21 protein-coding genes and 1 pseudogene are annotated in these 23,295 nt (G+C 63.0%); 16 read left to right on the top strand and 6 right to left on the bottom strand.

Features of this window, described 5'->3' with window-relative positions; all coding sequences use genetic code 11:
* The first annotated feature begins 16 nt into the window (after positions 1 to 16).
* The 4 genes from AB7D48_RS11800 to moaA are packed head-to-tail and all read left to right on the top strand — an operon-like array spanning position 17 to position 2,433.
* Entirely contained in the window at positions 17 to 613 is a 597-nt protein-coding gene (locus AB7D48_RS11800; RefSeq protein WP_427979267.1) for a GNAT family N-acetyltransferase, read from the top strand.
* A 46-nt stretch (positions 614 to 659) separates the two neighbouring features.
* Positions 660 to 1,262, top strand: a complete 603-nt coding sequence (locus tag AB7D48_RS11795; protein ID WP_427979264.1) for an RluA family pseudouridine synthase — start codon at positions 660 to 662, stop codon at positions 1,260 to 1,262.
* The gene (locus tag AB7D48_RS11790) at positions 1,249 to 1,425 is read left to right on the top strand and encodes a DUF3553 domain-containing protein (RefSeq protein ID WP_427979261.1); all 177 of its coding nucleotides are present in this window, start codon (positions 1,249 to 1,251) and stop codon (positions 1,423 to 1,425) included. Before AB7D48_RS11795 ends, AB7D48_RS11790 begins: the two co-directional genes overlap by 14 nt.
* Before the next feature lie 36 nt (positions 1,426 to 1,461).
* Positions 1,462 to 2,433, top strand: coding sequence for a GTP 3',8-cyclase MoaA (gene moaA, locus AB7D48_RS11785; RefSeq protein WP_427979259.1), 972 nt, complete (start codon positions 1,462 to 1,464; stop codon positions 2,431 to 2,433).
* A 22-nt stretch (positions 2,434 to 2,455) separates the two neighbouring features.
* Here moaA and AB7D48_RS11780 read toward each other — a convergent pair whose 3' ends face one another.
* The gene (locus AB7D48_RS11780; protein WP_427979256.1) at positions 2,456 to 3,106 is read right to left on the bottom strand and encodes a TetR/AcrR family transcriptional regulator; all 651 of its coding nucleotides are present in this window, start codon (positions 3,104 to 3,106) and stop codon (positions 2,456 to 2,458) included.
* A 108-nt stretch (positions 3,107 to 3,214) separates the two neighbouring features.
* Between AB7D48_RS11780 and AB7D48_RS11775 the strand changes: the two genes are divergently transcribed.
* The 4 genes from AB7D48_RS11775 to radC all read left to right on the top strand — a co-directional run bounded on the left by AB7D48_RS11775 (position 3,215) and on the right by radC (position 9,769).
* Complete coding sequence (locus AB7D48_RS11775; protein WP_427979253.1) at positions 3,215 to 4,711, top strand: efflux transporter outer membrane subunit; 1,497 nt, start codon at positions 3,215 to 3,217, stop codon at positions 4,709 to 4,711.
* A 13-nt stretch (positions 4,712 to 4,724) separates the two neighbouring features.
* Positions 4,725 to 5,870, top strand: a complete 1,146-nt coding sequence (locus tag AB7D48_RS11770; RefSeq protein ID WP_427979250.1) for an efflux RND transporter periplasmic adaptor subunit — start codon at positions 4,725 to 4,727, stop codon at positions 5,868 to 5,870.
* A 7-nt stretch (positions 5,871 to 5,877) separates the two neighbouring features.
* Complete coding sequence (locus AB7D48_RS11765) at positions 5,878 to 8,940, top strand: efflux RND transporter permease subunit (protein ID WP_427979248.1); 3,063 nt, start codon at positions 5,878 to 5,880, stop codon at positions 8,938 to 8,940.
* Positions 8,941 to 9,013: 73 nt separating this feature from the next.
* Complete coding sequence (gene radC / locus AB7D48_RS11760; protein ID WP_427979245.1) at positions 9,014 to 9,769, top strand: RadC family protein; 756 nt, start codon at positions 9,014 to 9,016, stop codon at positions 9,767 to 9,769.
* On the opposite strand, the gene AB7D48_RS11755 is transcribed toward radC, so the two are convergent.
* Entirely contained in the window at positions 9,764 to 10,540 is a 777-nt protein-coding gene (locus tag AB7D48_RS11755) for a methyltransferase domain-containing protein (RefSeq protein ID WP_427979242.1), read from the bottom strand. The two genes, radC and AB7D48_RS11755, sit on opposite strands and share 6 nt — an antisense overlap.
* Here AB7D48_RS11755 and AB7D48_RS11750 point away from each other — a divergent pair, their 5' ends adjacent.
* The 8 genes and pseudogenes from AB7D48_RS11750 (at position 10,541) to AB7D48_RS11715 (ending at position 16,095) form a co-directional block, all read left to right on the top strand.
* Complete coding sequence (locus tag AB7D48_RS11750) at positions 10,541 to 11,275, top strand: ComF family protein (RefSeq protein WP_427979239.1); 735 nt, start codon at positions 10,541 to 10,543, stop codon at positions 11,273 to 11,275. It abuts the gene before it with no gap.
* 42 nt (positions 11,276 to 11,317) lie between these two features.
* Positions 11,318 to 11,575: a glutaredoxin 3 gene (gene grxC / locus AB7D48_RS11745; RefSeq protein WP_427979237.1), complete on the top strand. Its 258-nt coding sequence runs from the start codon at positions 11,318 to 11,320 to the stop codon at positions 11,573 to 11,575.
* Complete coding sequence (locus AB7D48_RS11740; RefSeq protein WP_427979234.1) at positions 11,572 to 12,039, top strand: DUF1178 family protein; 468 nt, start codon at positions 11,572 to 11,574, stop codon at positions 12,037 to 12,039. The genes grxC and AB7D48_RS11740 overlap by 4 nt, the downstream gene beginning before the upstream one ends.
* Positions 12,040 to 12,042: 3 nt before the next feature.
* Entirely contained in the window at positions 12,043 to 12,822 is a 780-nt protein-coding gene (gene hpnK, locus AB7D48_RS11735; RefSeq protein ID WP_427979231.1) for a hopanoid biosynthesis-associated protein HpnK, read from the top strand.
* Between the two features lie 749 nt (positions 12,823 to 13,571).
* Complete coding sequence (locus AB7D48_RS11730; protein ID WP_427979229.1) at positions 13,572 to 13,811, top strand: hypothetical protein; 240 nt, start codon at positions 13,572 to 13,574, stop codon at positions 13,809 to 13,811.
* A gap of 161 nt (positions 13,812 to 13,972) precedes the next feature.
* Positions 13,973 to 14,599, top strand: a pseudogene (locus AB7D48_RS11725) (tyrosine-type recombinase/integrase); the annotation flags it as partial.
* Between the two features lie 80 nt (positions 14,600 to 14,679).
* Positions 14,680 to 14,886 carry a tyrosine-type recombinase/integrase gene (locus tag AB7D48_RS11720; RefSeq protein WP_427979226.1) on the top strand — a complete coding sequence of 69 codons (207 nt, stop codon included), beginning with the start codon at positions 14,680 to 14,682 and terminating at the stop codon, positions 14,884 to 14,886.
* 3 nt (positions 14,887 to 14,889) lie between these two features.
* A complete protein-coding gene (locus tag AB7D48_RS11715; protein WP_427979224.1) occupies positions 14,890 to 16,095 on the top strand; it encodes an IS91 family transposase in 1,206 nt (401 codons plus the stop codon).
* Positions 16,096 to 16,593: 498 nt separating this feature from the next.
* Here the strand turns inward: AB7D48_RS11715 and AB7D48_RS11710 are convergent, their stop codons facing one another.
* From AB7D48_RS11710 to AB7D48_RS11695, 4 genes are all read right to left on the bottom strand, one after another.
* Positions 16,594 to 17,436 (bottom strand): hypothetical protein, encoded by an 843-nt coding sequence (locus AB7D48_RS11710; protein WP_427979222.1) that lies wholly within the window; start codon positions 17,434 to 17,436, stop codon positions 16,594 to 16,596.
* A 145-nt stretch (positions 17,437 to 17,581) separates the two neighbouring features.
* Positions 17,582 to 22,540, bottom strand: coding sequence for a hypothetical protein (locus AB7D48_RS11705; RefSeq protein WP_427979221.1), 4,959 nt, complete (start codon positions 22,538 to 22,540; stop codon positions 17,582 to 17,584).
* A gap of 45 nt (positions 22,541 to 22,585) precedes the next feature.
* Positions 22,586 to 23,005: a type II toxin-antitoxin system VapC family toxin gene (locus AB7D48_RS11700; RefSeq protein WP_427979218.1), complete on the bottom strand. Its 420-nt coding sequence runs from the start codon at positions 23,003 to 23,005 to the stop codon at positions 22,586 to 22,588.
* Entirely contained in the window at positions 23,002 to 23,250 is a 249-nt protein-coding gene (locus AB7D48_RS11695; protein ID WP_427979216.1) for a FitA-like ribbon-helix-helix domain-containing protein, read from the bottom strand. The genes AB7D48_RS11700 and AB7D48_RS11695 overlap by 4 nt, the downstream gene beginning before the upstream one ends.
* Positions 23,251 to 23,295 lie beyond the last annotated feature (45 nt).

Raw genomic sequence — 23,295 nt, 5'->3', positions numbered from 1 at the left:
GCTCCGGGGGCGGTGAATGCCTGAGATTCTGGACTATGCGCAGCCTGCTCCGGGTGAGGCCACCGAGCGCGCCATTGTCACGGTCGTGTTCCTGCGCATGCTGAACCAGCCGCAACGCCCCCCGGCCAGGCTGCCGCCCGGCGCCACGGTGACGCGCGAGCGGCTAAGCCTCTCGCAATATCGTGAGCTTTACGATCAGGTCGGCGGGCCCTGGCTGTGGTGGCTGCGCCGGGTGATGCCGGACGCGCTGCTGGAAAGACATCTCGCCAGCAGCACCGTCTCCGTGCATATGCTGCGCGCGGGGGGCGAGACGGCCGGGTTCTACGAGCTTGATTCCGGTCATTGGCCTTATGTGAATCTCAATTATTTCGGGCTGATGCCGGGGTTCATCGGGCGCGGGCTGGGCAAGCCCCTGCTGGACCACGCGGTGGATACCGTGTTCGGGGGGGCCACCGCGCTGCGCGGCATGAGCGTGAATACCTGCAATGCCGACCATCCCCGCGCGTTGCCCAATTATCTCGCCGCGGGGTTCAGCGAATATCGCCGGGCTCAGGTGGAGTGGGATATTCCCGTGCGGCTTGGGTTTAAGATCCCCGAGCATTTGCGGGGCTGAGATTCTGCCGCCGGAGATACTTTTTGAGGATAATCGCGCGCTGGTGGTGAACAAGCCAGCGGGTTTGCCGGTCTATCCCGGGCGGGCGGGCGGTGCGTCCATCGAGGATTTCTTTCCTCTCTGGCGCAAGGGCAAGACCGGCCCGTGGCTGGCGCACAGGCTGGACCAGGATACGGCGGGCTGCCTGCTGATCGCGCGTAAGAAGGCGGTTTTGCTGGAGGCCCAGGCGCTGCTGGGGGCTGGCGGCGCGGAAAAACGCTATTGGGCCATTTTGCGCGGCGTGCCCGAAGCGGCGAGCGGCGAGATCGACGCCCCCCTGGCCAAGGTCACCGAGGGGCGGCGCTGGCGCATGGCGGTGCGGGCGGATGGCCAGCCCGCCCGCACGCTCTGGCGGGTTTTGGGCGCCAGACAAGGAAGGGCGCTCGTGGAATTCTCGCTTCTCACCGGGCGCACGCATCAGGCGCGGGCGCATGCGGCGCATCTGGGCCATCCGGTGCTGGGCGATCCCGTTTATGGGGTAAAGGGGGAGGGGCCGATGTGTCTGCTGGCCCGGCGGCTGCGCCTGCCCATGGCGGCGCCCATCGACGCCACGGCGCCGGCGCCGGCGCACATGGCGCCTTTCGTGGAGGATTGTCTTGGAACGCTCTGAATTTGAACCTGGCCAATATGTCCGCCATCCGCGCCAGCCCGCTTGGGGGCTGGGCCAGGTGCAAAGCGCCATCGGCCACCGCGTGACGGTGAATTTCGAGCATGCCGGCAAGATTTTGGTGGATACGAGCGTGGTTATGCTCGAACATGCCCAGCCGGAGTGATTGCAAAAGGACCGGTTTGGTCCGAAATAGAGGAACATGATCGACCCGTTTGGCCGGACAGTTTCTTACCTTCGCGTTTCGGTGACGGACCGGTGCGATTTTCGCTGTGTCTATTGCATGGCCGAGGATATGAGCTTTCTGCCGAAGGCGGAGCTGCTTTCGCTGGAGGAGATGGAACGGCTCTGCGCCACGTTCATCCGCATGGGGGTCAAGAAGCTGCGCCTGACCGGCGGCGAGCCGCTGGTGCGCCGCAATGTGATGAGCCTGATCGAGGGGCTGGGGCAATATCTGGGCCATGGGCTGGAAGAGCTGACCCTCACCACCAACGGCGCGCAACTGGCCCGGCATGCGCAAGGGCTGGTGGCGGCGGGGGTCAGGCGTGTCAATGTCAGCCTCGACACGCTGGATGAACGGCGCTTTGCCGCCATCACCCGCTGGGGACGACTGGCGCAGGTGTTGGCGGGCATAGAGGCGGCCCAGGCGGCGGGGCTGGCCGTTAAGATCAACATGGTGGCGCTGAAGGGCATGAACGACGACGAGTTCGACGCCATGCTGGCATGGTGCGGCCAGCGCGGGTTCGATCTTTGCTTGATCGAGACCATGCCGATGGGCGAGGTGACACACCGGGAGGAGACGCATCTGCCGCTTGCCGGCGTGCGCCGCGCGCTGGCGCGGAGCTGGACGCTGTCGCCCGACGATTATAACAGCGGCGGGCCGGCGCGCTATGTGACCGTGGCGGAAACCGGCCGCCGGCTCGGCTTCATCACACCGCTCAGTCATAATTTCTGTGAATCCTGCAACCGGGTGCGGCTGACCTGCACCGGCACGCTTTATATGTGCCTGGGACAGGAGGATGCGGTCGATCTGCGCAAGCCCTTGCGCGCCGGCACCGGCGACGCGGGGCTGGAAGCGGCGATCCGCCAGGGGATCGCCGCCAAGCCCGAGGGGCATGATTTCGCCATTGGCCGGGTGGCGGTGGCGCGCCATATGTCGGTGACGGGCGGGTAGGGCCGGTGGGCGGTCAGGCGGTTTATGATTTGTGGGAGCAAACCCCGCTCAGGAAAATGCCGACGGCGCGGTCGATCCGCGCTTCCAGCGTCTTGAGGCTGGGGCGGGTGCGCAGCCCGGACAGCGCGCCGAAATAAAAATCGCCCAGAGCCATGCCGAACAGCATGGAGACCAGCTCGCGGATCTCCGCGCGGGAGCAGCGTTCCCCCCCGTTGAGATCGGCAAGCTCAAGCAGGCTGGTTTCCAGATGCGCCTTGGCCTTGCGCATGCGCCTGAAGAAAAAGACCCGGTTGAAGTCGGGGCTATGCGCATATTCGGCGATGACCAGCCGGGTGATGGCGATCTGGGCCGGGTCGAGTATGAATTTCGCGATCTGATTCAGATAAGCGCATAGCGTGTCGTGCATCGTCCAGCCGGGCTGGGGCGGGGGCAGGCGCAGCCGGGACTGGCGGTGGGCGAGCAGTTCGCCGAACAATTCACCCTTGGACTGCACCAGCAGATAGACCGTGCGCTTGGACATGCCGGCTTGCCGCGCGATCTCCGACATCGTGGCGTTGTGATAGCCTTTTGACAAAAAGACGTGCTCGGCGGCATCCAGCAGGGTCTCCAGCCGCGGAGCGGGGTCTTCCGCCAGGCGGGAGCGCGGCTTGCGCGAGGGGTTCTCCATATTCATTATAAAATTATACAATCAAGGCTTAGAAACCGGCAAGTTTCCACAGCGATTGAGTTGTTAAGAAAGTCCGGCTTGACGGCTTCAAAAAACGCCGCTAGCTCGGAGACCATGAAACCAACCGGTTTCCCGTTTCGGTCTTGCATCGCCTTGCTGGCGATTTCCCTTTCCGGCTGCGCCGTGGGGCCGGACTATCATCATCCAGCCCCGCCGGATACGGCGCTCACCCCGCGCCCCTTGCCCGCCGCCACCGCCATGGCGGATGGAACGGCCCAGCATTTTGTCACGGGCGGGGATATAGCGGGGGATTGGTGGCATTTGTTCCAGTCCCCGCAACTGGATGAGCTGATCGCCAGCGCGCTGAAGAACAATCCCAGCCTCGCCGCCGCCCAGGCCACGTTGCTGGAGGCGCAGGAGAATTTCCGGGCCGCCCAGGGCGCGCTGTTGCCCACGCTTTCCGGCAGTTTCGGCGCGCAGCGCGACAAGGGCTCCAGCGCCGGGCTGGCGGCTTTCGGCAGCAGCGGCGGCGCCTCGTTGCCGGCCTATACGCTTTACAATGCCTCGCTGTCCGTTTCCTACACGCTGGACGTGTTCGGCGGGCAGCGCCGGCAGATCGAGAGTATTGCCGCCCAGGCGGAATATGAGCGCTGGGAGCTGGAAGCCGCTTATTTGACGCTGACCGCCAATATCGTCACCGCCGCGGTGAACGAGGCCTCGCTGAACGCGCAGATCGAGGCGACGCGCAAGCTGATCTCCGATGAAACGCAATTGCTGGCCATCCTGCGGGCCCAGGTGAGCCTGGGCGGGGCGGCGCGGGCGCAATTGTTGCAGCAGGAGGCCACGCTGGCCCAGCAGGAGGCCACGCTGCCGCCCTTGCAATCCCAGCTGGCCCAGGCGCGCAACCAGCTTGCCGCCTATGCGGGGCAGTTTCCGGGTCATTTCCACCTGCAAAGCTTCACGCTGGCGGATCTCACCTTGCCGGCGGATATTCCCGTCAGCCTGCCTTCCGCCATTGTCGCGCAGCGGCCGGATATCGCGGCGGCGGCGGCGCAATTGCACGAGGCCTCGGCCAATGTCGGCGTGGCGGATGCGAACATGCTGCCGCAGGTCACGCTTTCGGCCGAGGTGGGGCGCGAGGCGCTGACCGCCGGAACGCTCTTCACGCCGCAGACCCTGCTCTGGAATTTGGTGGCGGGCATCACCCAGCCTCTCTTCGAGGGGGGGACTTTGTCCGCCCAGCGCAAATCCGCCATCGCGGCGTTGCGGGTGGCCGGGGCGCAATATCAGTCCACGGTGATCTCCGCCTTTCAGAATGTCGCGGATGCGCTTTCGAGCTTGCAATATGACGCGACCACGCTGGCGGCGGCGCAGGCGGCGCGCGAGGCGGCGGCCAGCAGCCTGCGGGTGACCGAGGCGCAATACAGGCTGGGGGGACAACCTTTCTCAGCCGTGCTGACGGCGGAGGTCAGCTATCAGAGTGCCGTGATCTCCGCGGTGAAAGCCAGGGCGGCCCGGCTGGCCGACACCGCCGCCCTTTATCAGGCGCTGGGGGGTGGCTGGTGGCACAGGCAGGATGTGGCGACGCCATGTTGCGGGGTGATTCCATGAAGGAAACCGGTAGATGAGCAAATCGGGCAAGACCGCCAAGCGCATGAGCATCATGCTGATCGCCGTGGCGGTGATCTTCGCGCTCGTGTTCGGCTGGGGTGTGCTGCGCTCCATCTTCATCGCGAAATTTCTGAAGGGGTTCGCCAACCAGGCGCAGACCGTGGCCACCATCGAGGCGGGGCGGACACCCTGGCAGCCGGTCGTGCAATCGGTCGGGTCGCTGACGGCGATCAACGGCGCCTCGCTCTCGGCCGAGGTGGGCGGCATCGTCGATACGATCGATTTCCGGTCCGGCGAGGATGTGAAGAAGGGCGATGTGCTGCTGACGCTGCGCCCGAACAACGACCCGGCCGTGCTGGCGCAGCTCAAGGCCCAGGCCCGGCTGGACGCCATCAATTATGCGCGCGACCAGAAGCAGTTCGCCGCCGATGCCGTCTCCCGCTCGCAGCTCGATACCGACCGCGCCAATCTGGACGCGGCCAACGCCCAGGTGGCGGCCCAGCAAGCCACGATGGACGAGAAGATCGTCCGCGCGCCCTTCTCCGGCCGGCTTGGCATCCGGCAGGTGGATGTCGGGCAATATCTACAGGCGGGCACGGCCATCGTCTCGCTGGAGCAGCTGAATCCGTTATTCGTGGATTTCCATCTGCCGCAGCAGGAGGTCTCCCGGCTGGCGCCGGGACAGACGGTGGATGTTTCCATCGACACGTTTCCGGGCAAGAGCCTCAAGGCGAAGATCACCGCCATCGGCGCCACGATCGATTCCGACACGCGCTCCATCCCGGTGCGGGCGGTGATGGAGAATGACGGGCTGGCGCTACGGCCGGGCATGTTCGTCTCCGTTTCGGTGGAGACCAGCAAGCCGGTCGAGGCGGTGACGCTGCCGCAGACCGCCATCACCTACAGCTCCTATGGCGATACGGTCTATCTCGTGAAGCATGCCAGCGGCGGCAAGGAGCAGGACGGGCTGGTGGCCGAGCAGGTTTTCGTGACGCTGGGGGCGACGCGCGGCGACCAGGTGCAGGTGCTCTCGGGCGTGCGGCCGGGGGATGCGGTGGTCACGGCCGGGCAGGTGAAGCTGCATAATGGCTCGCCGGTGGTGGTGAACAACAAGATCCAGCCGAGCAACGACCCCAACCCCAACCCGCCGAACGAGTGAGGCGGCGATGAAGCGCTTCACGGATCTGTTCATTACCAGGCCGGTGCTGTCCATCGCCGTGTCGGTGCTGATTCTGGTGATGGGGCTGCGCGCGGTGGGGACGCTGCCGGTGCAGCAATTCCCGCGGACCGAGAATGCCACCATCACCATCACCACCACCTATCCCGGCGCCGCGCCCGCCACCATCGCCGGGTTCGTGACCACGCCGCTGGAAAATGCCGTCGCCCAGGTGAACGGCATCGACTACATGACCTCGTCCAGCCAGACGAGCGTGTCCACCATCACGATCAATCTGGTGCTCAACCATAACCCGGATCAGGCGCTGACCGAGGTTTCGGCGCGGGTGAATTCGGTGCTCAACCAGCTTCCCTCGGGCACCGAGCAGCCGGTGATCACGCTGGCGGTCGGGCAGGAGGTGGACGCCATGTATATCGGCTTCCGCAGTTCCGTGCTCAACGCCAACCAGATCACCGACTACATCACCCGTGTCGTGCAGCCGCAATTGCAGGCGGTGCATGGGGTGCAGACGGCGGAGATATTGGGCGGCGAGAATTACGCCATGCGTATCTGGCTGAATCCGGACAAGCTTGCCGCCTATGGGCTGACGCCGACCGATGTATGGAACGCGCTGGCGGCGAATGATTTCATCTCCGCGCTGGGCAACACCAAGGGCACGATGACGCAGGTTTCGCTGGATGCCTCCACCGGCCTGCATTCGCCCGAGCAGTTCCGTCAGCTCATCCTCAAGCAGCAGAACAATACCATTGTCCGGCTGCGCGATGTCGCCACCGTGGCGCTGGGGGCCGATACCTACGAGCAGCACGTGACCTTCGATAACAAGCCGGGTGTTTATGTCGGCATCAAGGTGGCGCCGGAAGCCAATCTGCTGAACGTGATTTCCGAGGTGCGGGCGCGGATGCCGCAGATCCAGGCCGACTTGCCTTCCGGGCTTACCGCGCAGGTCGTGTATGATTCCACGGTGTTCGTGAACGCCTCCATCCGCGAGGTGGTGGAATCGCTGGCCGAGGCGCTGCTGATCGTCACCTTGGTGGTGTTCGCCTTTCTGGGCTCGCCGCGCTCGGTGCTGATCCCGGTGGTGGCGATCCCGCTATCCCTGATCGGCGCTTTCGCGATGATGGCGGCGTTTGGTTTCTCCATCAATCTGCTGACGCTGCTGGCGCTGGTGCTGGCCATCGGGCTGGTGGTGGATGACGCCATCATCGTGGTGGAAAACGTCAACCGGCATCTCGATCTCGGGCAGAGCCCGATGCAGGCGGCGCGCGAGGCGGCGGCGGAGCTGGGCGGGCCGATCGTGGCGATGACGGTGGTGCTGATCGCCGTTTATGTGCCCATCGCCTTTCAATCCGGCCTGACCGGCGCCTTGTTCACCGAATTCGCGTTGACGCTGGCGGGGGCGGTGACGATTTCCGCCGTGGTGGCGCTGACGCTGACGCCGATGCTCAGTTCGCGCTTTTTGCGGCACGTGAACCGCGAGCAGCCGAACTGGGAGGGCAAGATGATCAATTTCATCGACGCCACCTTTGAAAGGCTGCACCGCAATTATACCAGGCTGTTGAATGCCAGCCTCGATACCATTCCGGTGACATTGACCTTCGCGGCGCTCGTGCTCAGCAGCATTTATTTTCTGGCGTCGGATTCCAAGAGCGAGCTGGCGCCCACGGAGGACCAGGGTATCGTGCTGTTCACCGCCACCTCCGCGCCGGATGCGACGATCGGCCAGAAGGCGATGTGGGATACGCATCTCAACGCGGCGATCCTGAAATATCCGGATGTCGCGCATTCCTTCCAGATCGACGTGCCGGGCATGGATATTCTCGGCGCGGTGCTCAAGCCTTGGGGCGAACGCCGGCCGGCGGCGGCATTGCAGACCATGATGCAGAAAACCGCGAATGAGGAGGATGCCGGGCAGCAGGTGGCGGCTTTTCCGCTGCCGCCCTTGCCGGGCTCCTCCGGGTTGCCGGTGCAGTTCGTGATCAAGAGCACCGGCAGCTTCCAGGCGCTTTATCCTTATGCTCAGAAATTACTGCACGAGGCGCTGAAGAGCGGGAAGTTCATTTTCTTGCAGAGCGATCTCAAGATCGATCAGCCGCAGGCGACCGTGGTGATCGACCGTGACAAGGCGGCGGCGCTGGGGCTGAATATGAGCGATGTCGGCGCGGCGCTGAGCGAGGCGCTGGGCGGCGGCTATGTGAATTATTTCGATCTCGACGGGCGCTCCTACAAGGTGATTCCGCAGACCAACCGTCTCGCGCGGCTGAATGTCTCGGACCTGAAGAATTATTATGTCCTCTCCAAGAACGGCATCAATGTGCCGCTTTCCTCGATCGCGTCGATCAAGACCAATGTGATCCCGGAAGCGATCAATCATTTCCAGCAGCAGAATTCCGCGACGTTGCAGGGCGTGGTCGCGCCGGGGGTGGCGCAGGCCGATGCGTTGCAGACCTTGCAGCAATTGGCCAAGCGGATTCTGCCGCCCGGAGACACGGTGGATTATGGCGGGCTGATGCGCCAATATGTGCAGACCAGCGACGCGTTCGTGTTTACCTTCATCTTCGCGCTGATCATCATCTTCCTGGCGCTGGCGGCCTTGTTCAACTCGTTCCGGGATCCGCTGATCATTCTCGTCTCCGTGCCGATGTCGATCGCGGGCGCGTTGATCTTCATCTATATCGGGATCGGGGGCTTGAGCCTGAATATCTATACGGAGGTCGGGCTGGTGACGTTGATGGGGCTGGTCTCCAAGCATGGCATCCTGATGACCGAAGTGGCGAACGAGGCCAGGTTGGGAGGGATGAGCAAGCGCGAGGCCATTGAATATGCCGCCAATATCCGGTTGCGGCCGATTCTGATGACCACGGCGGCGATGGTGGTGGGCGTGCTGCCGCTGATCTTCGCGGGGGGGGCGGGGGCGGCCTCGCGCTATGCCATGGGCATGGTCATTGCGACGGGGCTTTCCATTGGCACCTTGTTCACGCTGTTCGTGGTGCCGGCGGTGTATATGGTGCTGGCCGCCGAGCATCGCGCGAGCGAAACGATCGTCCCGGAATGAAACAAAATTTCGCACAACCGAAATAATTAAAATAAGGTTTGTAATACTTTAAAGTTGTGTCAATTTGGCCGCGATGAAGAAACAGCGCGCGCCAACGGGCTTTGCTGAATTACCGATCCTTGAGGCGTTGCCGCCGGAGATCCGGCCAGCGCCTCTCGCTGTCGGGACGGAGGGGCACAGGGCGCGGTTGCGGGCACGGTTTCTCGCCGGCGGGGCCGATGCGCTGGCGGATCATGAGCTGATCGAAATGACGTTGTTCCTGGCCTTGCCGCGGCGGGACACCAAGCCCATCGCCCGGGCCTTGCTGGCGCGTTTTGGGTCTTATGCCAACGCGATTTCCGCCCCGGTTTCGGAGCTGTTGAGTGTGGAGGGCTTGGGCGAGGCCGGTGTGTCGGCGCTCAAGCTGGTGCAGGCGGCCTGTCAGCGTCTGGCCAAGGCGGAGGTGCTCTACCGCCCGGTGCTCGGCAACTGGGACAGGCTGATGGAATATCTCCAGGCCATATTGGCGCGTGAGAAGGTCGAGCAGTTCCGGGTTCTGTACCTGGATAATCGCAACCGCCTGCTGGCGGACGTGCCGCAGGGCAGCGGCACGGTGAATCACACGCCGGTTTATCCGCGCGAGGTGGTCAAGCGCGCGCTGGAGCTGAATGCGACGGCGATGATTCTCGTGCATAATCATCCCAGTGGCGATCCATCCCCGTCCGATGACGATATTTCGATGACCAGGGAGATCAAGCGCGCCGCCACGTCATTGTCCGTGGTGCTGCACGACCATGTGATTGTCGGCAATGGGCGCTGGCTCAGCTTTCGCAAGGCGGGGCTGTTATGAGGCCCAGCCGGTGAGCACCGCCATGCGCAGCCTGGCCACCATGCGGCCCTCCTTGCGTGGCATCGCCGCCAGCGCGGCGGGGAACAAGGCGCGCGGCGGGATGGCGCGGCTACGCGCGCATAGGGCGTTGCCTTCGCCCGCGTCGCGCAGCTCGTGCAGCAGGGCCAGGGGGTTGGCGTACAGGAATTCCAACTCCTCGATATCCGCGACCGGATGTGTGAACCCCGCGCGTTGCAGGAGGCCGGCACAGTCGCGCAGTTCAGGAAACGGGGAGATACGCGGGCTGACCTTGCCGGTCAGCGTTTCTTCCGTCTCCAGCAGGTTCAGCCGTAATTCGTGCAACGTGCCCAGCACGGGCAGGCTGGCCAGCAGCAGTCCTTCGGGCTTGAGCGCCCGGCGGAACTGGATGAGCGCGCCGGGCAGATCGTCCAGACCATGCAGGGAAAGCGGCGCGACGATCAGATCATACCGCGCCTGGGTTAGCTTGAAATCGGCCGGGCCGGGCAGGGGCAGCGGCGTGCCGCCGGCTTTTGCCGCCAGCAAGGCTGAGAAATCGGCGCTGTCCACGCTGATGCCGCGCGCCTTGAGCATTGGCGCCAGAACCCCGCGGCCGCCGAAATCCAATGCCGTGGAAAAGCGACTCGTCGTGTCGTCCAGCCGGTCCAGAAGGCGGTCGGTCAGTTCCTCCAGCACCGGTGTGACGGTGCCCAGGCGCTGGGCCGCCCTGTCCCGGTATTTCACCAACGCTTTGAAATCGAAGATTTGTTGCACATGAAACCCCTGTTCCGCTGGGTTCTGGATAGCGTCCTGCCGCCCTCTTGTCTTGTCTGTTCCGAGCCGGTGGAAGCCGAGGGGCAGCTTTGCCTGGATTGTTTCCGCAAGGCGAATTTCATTTCACCGCCCTTATGCGCCCATTGCGGCGTGCCGCTGGCCTTCGCCCAGCCGGAAGCGGGGACGCAACCATTATGCGCCGCCTGCGAGGCGGCCCCCCCGGCCTTCGACATGGCGCGCGCGGCGCTGCGTTACGACGACATCGCCAAGCGGATGATCCTGCCGTTGAAATATAGCGACCAGAGCGAGACGGCGGCCGGGCTGGCGCGGCTGATGCGCCGGCCGGGCGAGGAGATGTTGCAAGCCGCCAATCTGCTGGTGCCGGTGCCGCTGCATGCCGCGCGGCTGCGCCAGCGCCGCTATAACCAGGCGGCGGTGCTGGCCATTGCCTTGGCGCGCCTGACCGGGCGGCCGCTGGGGCTGGATGCGCTGCGGCGCGACCGCGCCACCAAGCCGTTGGAAAAGCTGGGACCGCAGGAGCGCCGCGCGGAGTTGGTCGGGGCCATCTCATTGCGCGAGGATGCCAATGTCGCGGGGAAGCGCGTGCTGCTGATCGACGATGTGATGACGACCGGCGCCACGGCCAATCAATGCGCGCTGGCCTTGCGCGGCGGCGGCGCGGCGCGGGTGGATGTTCTCACGGTCGCGCGCGTGGCTGACCCGCGTCTTTTGTAAATTCACCTTGCATTCGGCATGCTCTCGGCTAATTGGAAGCAAATGCCCGAGATCGACATCTATACTCAGCCTTATTGCCCTTACTGCATACGCGCCGTGGCGTTGCTGAAACGCAAGGGCGTCGCGTTCAAGGAGATCAACGCCCCGCACGGCACGGCCGCGCGCGAGGAGGCGATCCGGCGTTCCGGCGGGCGCGGCACCGTGCCGCAGATCTTCATCGGTGAGCGGCATGTGGGAGGCTGCGACGATTTGCTGGCGCTGGAGCGTGCCGGCAAGCTTGATCCGCTGCTGACGCCATGATCCATTATCAGCTTCATTGCGAGGCCGGCCATGAGTTCGATGGCTGGTTCAAGGATAGCGCCGGCTTCGAGAAGCAGGTCGCCGCCGGAATGGTGGCGTGCCCGTCCTGCGGCAATGTCCAGGTCTCCCGCGCGCTGATGGCGCCGTCCATCCCCCGCAAGGGGCGTGAGGTGGCGCCGGTGCCCGTGCCCGAGCCCCCGCCCGCCACGCTGGCGGCGCCTCAGGCCGCGGGCGGGGCCATTCCAGATAGCGTGCGCGCCGCCTTGCAGAAATTACGCGAGGAGGTGGAGAAGAATTGCGACTATGTCGGCGCGGATTTCGCCGAGGAGGCGCGGCGCATCCATCAGGGCGAGGCCGCGCAGCGTGGGATCTATGGTGAAAGCTCCGAGGAGGAGGCCGAGGCCTTGGCCGAGGACGGCATTGCCTTTGCCCGGATCCCCTGGGTGCCGCGCAACGATAGCTGAACCATGCGCGAGGTTGTTTTCTCGGCCGATGATTTCGGCCTGACGGAATCCGTGAACGAGGCGGTGGAGCGCGCCAACCGGGAGGGCAGGTTGACCCAGGCCAGCCTGATGGTGGCGGCCCCGGCGGCGGCGGATGCGGTGCGCCGCGCCAGAACATTGCCGGGGTTGAAGGTGGGGTTGCATCTGGTGCTGGTGGATGGCGATTCGATGCTCGGCCATGCGGCGCTGGCGCATATCACCGGGGCGGATGGGCGGTTTTCCACCGATCAGGCGGCGCTGGGAGTGAAATATTTTTTCTCGCCGGCGGCCAGGCGCGAATTGCGTGCCGAGATCGAGGCGCAATTCGCTGGGTTTGCCGCCACGGGGCTGCCCTTGCATCACGCCGACGCGCATAAGCATTTTTTGCTGCATCCCACCATCGCGGCCATGATGATCGAGGTGGGCAGGCGCTACGGGTTGAAACGCTTGCGCGTGCCCGCCGAGCCGCCCGCGATCATGACCGCGCTGGGGGAGAAGGTCGGGTTTGGCGAGCGCGCGCTTTATGCCTGGACGCGGCTATTGCGCCGCCAGGCGCGAGGGTTGGAAGTGCCCGACCAGGTGTTCGGCATCAAATGGTCCGGCCATATGACACGCGAGAGGGTCGAGCGGCTGCTGGAATTGCTGCCGGATGGCCGCACCGAGATTTATAGCCACCCCGCGACCCGTCGCGACGAGGCGCTGGTGAGGCTGATGCCCGATTACGACCATGTCGGCGAGTTCGAGGCGCTGCTGGCCGCGCCTTGAGGCGATAGGGGGCGCGATCGAGCGGGGCTGGTCCGGGCAGGGGATATTCCGCCCATCTTCCACCCATGAAAAACCCGGCCGAAGCCGGGTTTTTGGAGAACGCGTCAGCGCTTGGAGAACTGGAAGATTTGTAATGCATTGTTTTTGCTTGATTATTTTTGACGAAAATAATCTGTGAACGATCTGTGAAAAAAATTGGATGGCTTGCTTGGCCATTAGGCGCACCTTCCGTATCGAACCCCCTTTCTTCCGGAGAAGCCGATCCTGCTTTTGAGGACTGGAAGCTTTGCAAGGCATCGTTGTTTCCGTGATTGTTTTTGAACGAAATGAACCTGTGAATGATCTGTGAAAGCCGTCTGGTAGATTTCTTGCTCATCAGGCCACCTTTCACAAGGTAAAGTCCACATGCACCGCATCATAGGGAAAGACCACGCGCCGGCAATCACTAGCGCCTGCATGTGACGATGCGAGGCATTCGCGTCGTGGTCATCGCGCCGGGCAATCTCCTGAATGGGTCCAAAATCCACGTTCAGAGTCGCTTGGTCGGTGAAGCGGTCCGGCGCCTTGCGTTCCCCGACATGATTGTAGCCCCCCTTTGCCGGCCTCGTTGACGTACCGCAGCGAGCACACGTGTTGCGCCACTAATGCCGAGCAATATTTTTTAAGTCCGGTGCGGTGTATTATAAGAAGTTGATAAAAAAGACAAAAATAGACTTTTCGATTTTTATGTGTGAGATAATGTGTAAACTTTGGCCGTTCTGTTCGCTCTCAGCATGATTGCGTCGACTTGGCAAGATATTGTTTTTGCTGTGAATTTTCAAGAATTGGCGGTTTTGGGCGTCGTCAAAGCGGAAATCGTCCTCGCTTTCGTGCGATTTGGATCGCGCAGGCGTCCGGAGACGAGTCGCGCGAATGGCCAATTGGCTATCGGCCCCTCCACGTCGCCGGAGGATTGTTTAATTGGCGGCCCTCTAAAGCCGTCCTTCTGAGCCGACACGCCTCAGCGACTCAGCGCCCATGTACGAACCCGCTTGCGCGGGATTGGTGCTGGTGGCGGGGCCTTGGGCTTTGAGCCACGGTAATTGCTTGAACTGAGATGGAACTGCGTCCGAGCATGAAGGGTCTCCCTTCAGCTTGAGAGGAAGTTCCCATGTCCATCTCCACCCAGCTTGCCTCTGCCCCCGTTAGCCCGTTGCGCCAGCGTATGCTCGAAGACATGGCGATGCGCGGCCTGCGTACCGAGACGCAGCGCGATTATATCCGCACCGTCAAAGCCTTTGCCACGTTTCTCGGGCGCTCCCCCGATACGGCGACGGCCGAGGATATCCGCCGTTTCCAGGTGTATCAGCGTGAGAGCGGCATGCAGCCGCAGTCGATCAATAATACGGTGTCGGGGCTGCGGTTCTTTTTCACCGTGACACTCAACCGGCCCGACCTGTCGCTACGGCTGGTCCTGGTCCGGTTCCCGCGCAAACTGCCTGATGTGCTCAGCGTCGAGGAGGTCGGGCGGTTGCTAGAAGCTGCGCCGAACCTCAAATACAAGGCCGCGCTCGGCACCGCCTATGGCGCCGGCTTGCGCGTGTCGGAGGTCGCCTCGCTCAAGATCGATGACATCGACAGCACCCGCATGCTGATCCGCATCGAGCAAGGCAAGGGCCGCAAGGATCGCAACGCCATGCTGTCGCCGCAGCTGCTGGCCCTGCTGCGGCTGTGGTGGCGCGAGGGCAAGCGCCGCAACGTCATGCTGCCGCATGGCTGGCTATTCCCCGGCCGCAGCTGCACCGAGCCGGTCTCGACGCGCCAGATCAACCGCGCGGTGCATGAAGCAGCCGAGGTCGCACGGGCATTCGCAAGCATGTGTCGCCGCACACGTTGCGGCACAGCTTTGCCACCCATCTGCTTGAGCAGGATGTCGATATTCGCGTCATCCAGGTGCTGCTCGGCCATTCCAAGCTCGACACCACCGCGCTCTACGCGCGTGTGGCCACCAAAACCATCCGGGCGGTCACCAGCCCGCTCGAGAAGCTGCAGCTGTTGATGGAAGGCGGCAATCCCGGCGACTGAGCGGTGGCGCGCCCGCCGCTGGAGGTCGCCGATATTTTTCGCCGTCATGGGGCAGCCTACCGGGCCCAGCATGCCGGCCATATCAGCCTCAGCCAATTGAAGGTGATGTCGGCGATCGAGACCTGCCGCACCGCCGCGCTCGGCGGTCATGTCGAAGGCTGTCCGGCGTGCGGCCACCGCCGCATCGCCTACAACAGCTGCCGCAACCGGCACTGCCCCAAGTGCCAGGGTGCGGCGGCGCGTGACTGGCTGGCGGCGCGAGAGGCCGATCTGCTGCCGGTTGGGTATTTCCACGTCGTCTTCACCGTGCCAGCCGAGATCGCCGGGCTGGCGCTCCACAACAAAGCCGAACTCTATGAGCTGCTGTTCCACACGGCCGCTCAGACGATGCTGACCATCGCCGCTGACCCACGCCATCTCGGTGCGCGCATCGGCATCACCGCCGTGCTCCACAGCTGGGGCTCGGCGCTTACCCACCATCCGCATATCCACATGGTTGTGCCGGGTGGCGGCATCTCGCTCGACGGTCAGCGCTGGGTCGCCTCCCGGTCGGCCTTCCTGCTGCCGGTGCGGGTGCTGGGGAAGCTGTTCCGCCGCCTGTTCCTGACCAGGCTACTAGCATTGTTCGATGCCGGCCGCTTGCAGTTCTTCGGCGAGCAGGCCGGCCTGAACGAGCGGCGTGCCTTTCTCCGGCGCATCGCACCGCTGCACAAGCAGCGCTGGGTGGTCTACGCCAAGCCGCCCTTCTCAGGGCCCGAAGCCGTGCTCGCCTATCTGTCGCGCTACACCCATCGCGTCGCCATCTCGAACCGCCGCCTGATCGCCATGGACGAGACCGGCATTACCTTCCGCTACAAGGACTACCGCCGCGATGGCCCCGAACGTCAGCGCGTCATGACGCTGGCCCCCGATGAGTTCATCCGTCGCTTCCTCATCCATGTGCTGCCCAAAGGCTTCCATCGCATCCGCCATTACGGCCTGCTGGCCAGCGCCACCCACAAGGCCAATATCGCCCGGGCCAGGGAATTACTCGCGGGCACGCCAATCGTCAGAGACCCCGTGGAACCGCCCGCCGAGCCAGCGGTGCCACCATTGCCGCCCTGTCCCTGCTGCGGCGGACGCATGATTGTCATCGAAATCTTCCAGCGCGGTGCACAGCCACGCGCCCCACCAAATCTGCTCTCCCCAATCCGGAGGATCGCGTCGTGACCCGGCACGGCCAATGTCCCGCCCAACCCAAGGCCACGCTGCGGGTAATGGCCAAACGCGCCCATACGGGCACACGCGTCACCGCACCAGCTGGCAACGGGCCCGTATCGACGTTGGCCTGCGAGAAGAACTGCCCGATCACCAGATCAGAAGCCAGAAGCAGCGGGACAGGACAGGGGCAAAATCACCTGCCCGGCGCTACCGCACAACCCAGCAAATTCGTCAAAACCCCATAATCCAGCCAGCCCCGCGGGTTCGTACATGGGCGGTTTTCGAACGCCGCCCTCTACGGTACGCCTCCAGCCGTGCCAGGGCGGCATCCGAAACCCTTCACCATCCTGGTCATTCTCGGTCGTCGGCTGCCTGCCCGAAAGCGGACATGGGCACGCAAGCCGGTTCAAGGGGCAGAGACGCACATCCCAGGTGTTTGGACGCCTTTGCCAACGGTGCTCAGAAGCGGACATTTTCAGATTCGAAAGAATGAGTTCAGTTCCGCGTCTAGGCGCGGCCAAAATGATGCTCTGCCAAAGAGGCCGCGAGTGATACCGCCATCTTCGCGTCTGCTCTCTCAAATCCCAGTTCGCCGCGCTGGCTCTCGGAATGGGCGGCTAGGTGCCCATAATGATGCAAGGCGGCCAGAAGCAGATCTTCCCGGTGCTGTTTCGTCATACTCCGCCGATCTGACTGCAGCATGTTCATTGCTGGGGCCAGCTTCCCCTCCCCAAGCTCTTCTGCAAACTGCCGGCATTCGGAAATGCAGCTGCGCCAGTCCCCAGCGGTGAGCATCTCTTGGGCACGCCGCAGGTGCCGCTCAGCCGGGTGCCGAATCTCGCCATCAGGCAGACGTATCTCGAGGAAAAGGATCCGAGATGCCGTCGACTGGTTGAGCTGTTCGATCCAAAGCGATCTCGGAACGATGATCTGCGCCTCACCGACATATTGTTCCCAATCGGCACCGGTTTGATCGCTGGAGGTCGCCCTCGCCAGCAACACCACCGTCAAATGCAAATCCGCACCATCTCTCTCACACTCGAGTAACTCCAGCTGATGAGGCTGGAGCGTAAGCCTGAGCGCGAAGTCAGCACGCGCCGAATTCTCGTATTGGCGAATGACAACGGTATTATCTGGAACGGCGCGCCCGAGCGCAGACACTTGCCCGTTCTTCCCTCTCATCGAAATACGAGCGCCGGCGATGGTCAACGAGCGATAGATGCCGTCAACTACCGCATGCACCGTGCCGGAAAACGGTATGGTCAGCTCGAACGCTCCGAGAAGGCGGCCGAGCTGAATGGGTCGAGGATCGACCATGGCAATGAGACGATTATTGACCGTTAAATCCATGATGACCTCTCATCCCCTTTGAGTTAGGCGGACAGATTCCGCTTCGGGTTTTAATGGCCGCCATCCCGCTGCGGATTCATAATGACGCACTCCCTTGAACGCGGTGCCCGCAGCCATTTAGTAATCCGCGACCTTACCTGCGATCTCACCGCCAAATGTCGCTGATCCGGAACACAAGCGAGCGCGCTTCCGTCCAGCCGGCGCGCACAAAAATGTCCAGGATTTTCAGCAAATCCCGTTGGCGTTCAGCGGAAGCAAACACCTCCGGATGATCTGCAAGGTAGGCGTTGATGATGGCGACGATCGTGGTCGATGCGATTGAATCATAAGCATAGCCTGAACTCTCAGTCGATCGGATACACAAGGCGATGAGCGCAAAAACGAAATCGGGATCTTCGTCGCGGAATAGAGCAAGCGTTTGAATGACATTGTGGCTGACCGGAGCGATGGGTAACACCGCCAACCGTCGAAACATTGGTTTTGTCTCGTGGAATAGCCGACGCTGCTCCGCTGATTGCTCGGGCTGCTCGCCAGGCTGGCCGAGACCGCCTGCGGCGGCAAGAAACCGGACCGCCAGCGCCTCGAAAATATCACATACTGCCTGGAGCGCTTTGCCGTCAGCTTCAGGAACCTCGGCGTCGGCAGGGTATGTGGCCAGGATCCCCTCAAGGATATTCGCTGACACATCAAGGACGAGCGCGTACCAAGTGAGTACCCGCTGACGTATCTGGTGCAGTTCATCGTCAGGCTCGCCCACTCGTCCCACAAAGAGGGCATCCGCGTAGCGTCCCAGAGTTCGTGCGATCATCGCGGAATTATTGACCGGGTCCGCGGCAAGATCGTTCAACACGCGCTGTCCTGCTGGTTGCCCTTTCCAGATGAAGAGATCTCCCAACAACAGCCTCGCATGTTCACGTGCTTGTTCAGCTTCTTGGTTGTCACCGTTGGTGATCCGGTCGAACGCCCCTTGTGCGAGCTGCTCTGCCTGCGCTGCGTCCACCTTGGCGAGTTCAGAAAGAGCATGCAGAGCACCGCAAAGCACGTCGTCCTGCACTTCCGTTTCGAGCACTCGTTCGATTGTCGACCATGCGAGCTCTGGATCAGCGTGCCACAGCATATGGAGATTCTCCACGATTCCGCGCCGGACGTCGGGTATCGGATCCACGATCAATCGTTGGAGTGCCGCCAGATGCGCAGCATCTAGCATACCAGCGCGCGGCACAAGCAGGATCAGGCCCAGAGCGGCAGGGGCTCTCGGCAGCAATCTGCTGGTCTCGTCTGGCGTTGACGGAGGTGGAACGTTACTTGCTGCCAGTAGAATTTTGCGCAAAATGGGTACTGCATCGACAGCAGCGATAATTTCCTGCGTCGCGCTACAGGCTGTCACGACTGCATTCGCAGCCATGTACCAAGCGTGTAGAATGAGTGTGGAATCGGCGCCGTCAGCTGCAGCCGCTTGGAGCTCGGTGGATAGGCTGTCGAGACCCGGTAGCAATGCTGCCAAAGCGCCGCCGGTTACGTCGGCACTGCGGTGATCCTCGATGAAGCGTTCGATCGGCTTCTCCAACTCCCGCAGCCGTTGGCTAATCGGTGTGTCCAGTGGAACTTGTCGATCGCGAAGCCAGTCATCGGCGCTGTACGGTGCTGAAGTTACAACCAACTGGCACGGTGGCACGTTTTGGCCCATGGCTTCAGGCGGCACCAATTCCTGCTGGCGCTGTCGCGCCGCGTCCGACACGATATGCTCGCTTGGCATGCATGAGAATAAACGCGTCTGCGTATGATGGGCGTCCGCCCCATCCAAACTGAGCAGGGCATCCTCGATCCGACGGCGATCGTCTTCGCTGAGGTGCGGATAGGCAAATTGCAGGAAATCTCCGACTGCATGACGTGTGTCAATACACTGCAGGATCGGCACGGCCGTCACGACAGGTAGTAGTTCTACCGCGAATAGATCCGGCCGACGGGCGCCGGCGTACAGCATGATGCTCCAGAGCACCGCCGCATGACCATGTGCGGCGATGAGGTTCAGAACCTCACGAAATCGTTCTGGGTCAGCACCATATTGTGCTAGCGAAGCCAAATATTGCTGAAATTTGGCGAGAAGCGCGGGAACGTCGGTTGACGGCTGAACACCACCGCGATGCCAGATATGACTCAGATCAGGGCTGATCTGCGCGATGTCTGGGCCGAAGGGAAATTGTTCTAGCTGCCGTTGCTCACCCTCTGCAAGCGGGTCTCGGCGATCGATGAATCCGTCCACGGCCCGGCAGAGAGCCTGCACCGCCATGGAAACATCCTGGCCAATGAGAGTCGGAAATGCCTCTGCCAGCTCCCACCAGATCATGCCATAATCCTGGCGGCGGTGCGAGGTGAGCGGCAGCAATAGGCTAGCACCCATCGACGTCTTGTCTGAGGACTGATCCTCGAAAGCATAGGCCGCGGCGAACAGATCGACCGCAAGATCGGGGGCGGAGGCGGCCAGGTGCCGCACCTCGTGGGCCATCCAGCGCAGCTCTTGATAGCCGAACGCCGCGATTTGCGACGGTTCAAGGGCGCGGCGAAGCAGCTGTGCACTCGCTTCCGGGTCAGATGCAATCGTCCTGGACACGAGCTGGATGCCGTTGACGATCAGCCTGCTGTGCCGCGGCTGGCGTTGCCAGACATAGGCCAGAAAACGCCGCGCCGCCTGGCCGGCATTGGCAAGGTCTTCACCGGTCAAGGCGGCGACTGGCTCTGTGAGTTTCAGCAGCAGCGGGCGAACGGCGTCGATCAGAGCATCGCCCAGATGTGCGGACAGTCCCTCGGCAAGCTGCGCCCATGGTCCCGCCGCCGGCCCCTGCAGCGATGTCCCGGTCGATGCAAGGAACAGGGCAGCGCCGACCAGATGGCGCGCGAAGCTTTCGGCGGCGTCCTTTGTACTGGGCTGTTGCAGCGCCGCGATTAGCGGTGCGAAATCTTCCGTCGCTCGCGCCTGCTCCGCCGCGACCATGGGCGCCATCAAGCGGGCGACCTCGGGGAGCCCGTCCGCGGTGGCCATCCGAAACCCGATTGCCCAAAATCGTGGGCGGCCGGAATGCGAACTGGCCCACGCTTCACCCAGCACCATAGACAGGCTGGGCGAGAGCATGAGGGTGAGCTCAGGTCGCGCCGCCAAGCGGGAAATCAGATCGTCAATGTCACGTCCACGGTCCAACCAGAGCCTGGCGGCGGCATAGTCGAACAACACATTATGGGCAAAAAGGATGATGCCCTCATCCGCACGCCCGTCCAATTCGTCAGCCGATAATACACCATGACGCTCAAGATCGGACAGCAATCCGACATGTGGGCTCTGCACCAGCAAACGGCGCGTAATCTTCAGCTGCCGCGCATCGATCATCCCTTCGACGATCGACAGCAGCAGGGCCTCGCGGGCGTCGCGCCTATCATCGTCACGGATGACCCGATGCCACCAATAGAGATCAAGCAATTCGGTTTGGCTGCGCACCTCCCTGAGCGTTGCGCCGATGACTCCATCTGCGAGCAATTCAGCGAGGAGATGCAGATTGAAGATGTTGCCCAGCAAGGCGCACAAGCGCGGCGATGCCGTCGCGACCAAATCATGCAGTGGGGCGTAAGTTGCGGCAATCTGCCCGATCTCCGGTTCGCTCAACGGGCCGACGGAGATGTGGCACACGTGCGGAAAGGCGCGGTCGGCATGATCTGCGGCGGGCGGCGATCCAGCGAAAAGTTGTGACCATTGGAGGCCGTGGCGAAGATCGTACTTGCGGACCGACGCGATGACCCGCCACCGCCCGTCGGCGTCACGCATCACTTCATCGATGGCCGAACGAAGCACGTTTCGGGTCTCCCCATCGCGCGCGGCATCGAGGGCGTCGACAACGAGCAGCGCGTCGCCGGTGCCAGGCCAATGGACGAGGACATCTGCCAGATCATGGGTAATGCCGAGCGCGGCGCGCAGCGCCGGCTGCGAGTTGGCGTTCAACGCGTCCACCGGCAGCAAGACAATATCCTTGGCCGCCTGCTGCCAATCGAGACCCAATTCATAGGCGAGGCCACTCTTGCCGGCACCAGGCTCGCCCACGATCAGGAATGACCCATGGCCGGCCGCAGCGCGCACGGCTGGCCACACGTCGCGCTCGAGGCGCGTCTCTGCGCGCGATCTCAGCAGCTGCCGACAGCGTGGCGCGGCACCAAGGCTGCGTCCCGTCCAAGCTTTGAGGGCGGCAATGTCGGCACGATAATCAGGCGGCGCGTTCAACCCGATACCCGCTTGCCGAAGCGCACGGACGAGCCCGGTGAAGTCGGCGGCGGAGCGATCCGCCCGCATTTGCGCGCAAAGTTCGAGCAATTTAGCCCAGGCCGCCGGGGCCTCGGTACGGACGGCCAAAGCGGTACGCAAGATGTCGAGTGCCCGGCGTTCGTCGGCCTCCCCGGACTCGATGTCGAATTGTTGGACATAGATCAGCGACAGTATGTCCTTCAGCTCTCCGGTAGTCGGCGCCTGTCCAAAAGCCGCGGTCCAACTCTGCTGAAGACATGCTTCCACGGATTGCGCAACCTCGATTTCGGCTTCCGAGTGTGCTGCGGCGCGCAAGGTCGCAGCGACGCCATGGCGAACGCTTCGCAGGAGATTGGGGAGGATCAATTTTACCTTTGACGAGCTTCCTGACCCCAGCGCCAGCACGAGCCGATCGCGGCCATGGTCAAGCGGCCGGGGCGGCTGAGAGCCTAGCTGCATCTCGCGGCACGCCTTATATTGCTTGACGAATTGGTCGAGCGAAGATGCCAAAGCTGAATCGGCTGACGTGCTGAGATTCACCCTTCGCTTGGCTTGCGCGAAAATCCACCCCTCTGCCGAGGTTTGCGCAACCACGTCGTCCACCGCCGTCACCGCTTGACAAGCGATCGCAGTGAGGCGGGTGTCAGTTGTCAGCTCGTGGGGCGGCTGCGCGCCGCCTTCGGCGAGCAGCAGAACGCAGTACCAGGCCTGCACGCGAACCTCGAAATTGGATCCCGACGCTTCCGCCCGGCCACCACTGCTTGCACGATTGGAAGTCCCTTTCGGCGTTCGTTTTGCCTTTTTTGCTGCCATCGACATGTGGGCCGTGCCGCCCTCCCTGGCAGCTTGTGCGACCGCTCCCTCCTATTTGGCCCAGGGATCGAGTATGGTGATCCCGCAATCAGTGAAATCCATCACGTTGCGGGTGGCAAGCGCCGCCCCCCGCGATGCCGCGATCGCGGCGATTTGGGCGTCGGCCTGCGAAATCGGCCGGCCGGCCAGGCGGCGCGCTGCCGCGATGGGTGCATAGGCTTCGGCCGCGGCACTATCAAAGGGCAGAATGCGACCGGCAAAATCCTCCGCCAGCATGGCTTGAGCCTGCACCAGGAGACGCCGGCGGCGCTGGCCATCCGGCAGTAGGGCAAGACCATAGCGCAGCTCCGCTTCGGTAATGGCCGAGATGAATATGCCGGCGGCAGGCTGGGCGCTGACCCACGTTTCGACAGCTGGCGCTGGTGAGGGGCGCATCAGCTCTGAGAGGACATTGGTATCCAGCAGGATCATGACCCAAAATCCGGCGGCTCGCGCACCGGGTCACGAGGAATGTCCGGTAAATCGACCCCGCCCAGCGGGGCAAAGCGTGCTCGGATGGTGGCGGCGAGATTGGTCGGCTGAGCTTGTTCGCGGCTCAGGACGGTCCGAAGAATGTCACGGGCTTCGTCCTCCATGGAGCGCCCGTGAATCGCCGCCTGGACCCGAAGGCGGGCTTTGAGGGGCTCATCTAGGTTCCGGATCGTAATGCTGGCCATGTGGCGCGTACCAAAACTGCAATGATGCTATATTAATCAATGATT

It is taken from the genome of Acidocella sp., from assembly GCF_050253495.1.
In the GTDB taxonomy this organism is placed as follows: domain Bacteria; phylum Pseudomonadota; class Alphaproteobacteria; order Acetobacterales; family Acetobacteraceae; genus Acidocella.
This window is presented reverse-complemented; position numbering and strand designations above follow the sequence as displayed.

Coding starts and splice junctions, on each gene's coding strand:
- AB7D48_RS11710 (WP_427979222.1), bottom strand. CDS start 17,436: ATGGATTTAACGGTCAATAATCGTCTCATTGCCATGGTCGATCCTCGA.
- AB7D48_RS11800 (WP_427979267.1), top strand. CDS start 17: ATGCCTGAGATTCTGGACTATGCGCAGCCTGCTCCGGGTGAGGCCACC.
- AB7D48_RS11770 (WP_427979250.1), top strand. CDS start 4,725: ATGAGCAAATCGGGCAAGACCGCCAAGCGCATGAGCATCATGCTGATC.
- AB7D48_RS11780 (WP_427979256.1), bottom strand. CDS start 3,106: ATGAATATGGAGAACCCCTCGCGCAAGCCGCGCTCCCGCCTGGCGGAA.
- AB7D48_RS11775 (WP_427979253.1), top strand. CDS start 3,215: ATGAAACCAACCGGTTTCCCGTTTCGGTCTTGCATCGCCTTGCTGGCG.
- grxC (WP_427979237.1), top strand. CDS start 11,318: ATGCCCGAGATCGACATCTATACTCAGCCTTATTGCCCTTACTGCATA.
- AB7D48_RS11765 (WP_427979248.1), top strand. CDS start 5,878: ATGAAGCGCTTCACGGATCTGTTCATTACCAGGCCGGTGCTGTCCATC.
- AB7D48_RS11705 (WP_427979221.1), bottom strand. CDS start 22,540: ATGTCGATGGCAGCAAAAAAGGCAAAACGAACGCCGAAAGGGACTTCC.
- AB7D48_RS11740 (WP_427979234.1), top strand. CDS start 11,572: ATGATCCATTATCAGCTTCATTGCGAGGCCGGCCATGAGTTCGATGGC.
- hpnK (WP_427979231.1), top strand. CDS start 12,043: ATGCGCGAGGTTGTTTTCTCGGCCGATGATTTCGGCCTGACGGAATCC.
- moaA (WP_427979259.1), top strand. CDS start 1,462: ATGATCGACCCGTTTGGCCGGACAGTTTCTTACCTTCGCGTTTCGGTG.
- radC (WP_427979245.1), top strand. CDS start 9,014: ATGAAGAAACAGCGCGCGCCAACGGGCTTTGCTGAATTACCGATCCTT.
- AB7D48_RS11750 (WP_427979239.1), top strand. CDS start 10,541: ATGAAACCCCTGTTCCGCTGGGTTCTGGATAGCGTCCTGCCGCCCTCT.
- AB7D48_RS11695 (WP_427979216.1), bottom strand. CDS start 23,250: ATGGCCAGCATTACGATCCGGAACCTAGATGAGCCCCTCAAAGCCCGC.
- AB7D48_RS11700 (WP_427979218.1), bottom strand. CDS start 23,005: ATGATCCTGCTGGATACCAATGTCCTCTCAGAGCTGATGCGCCCCTCA.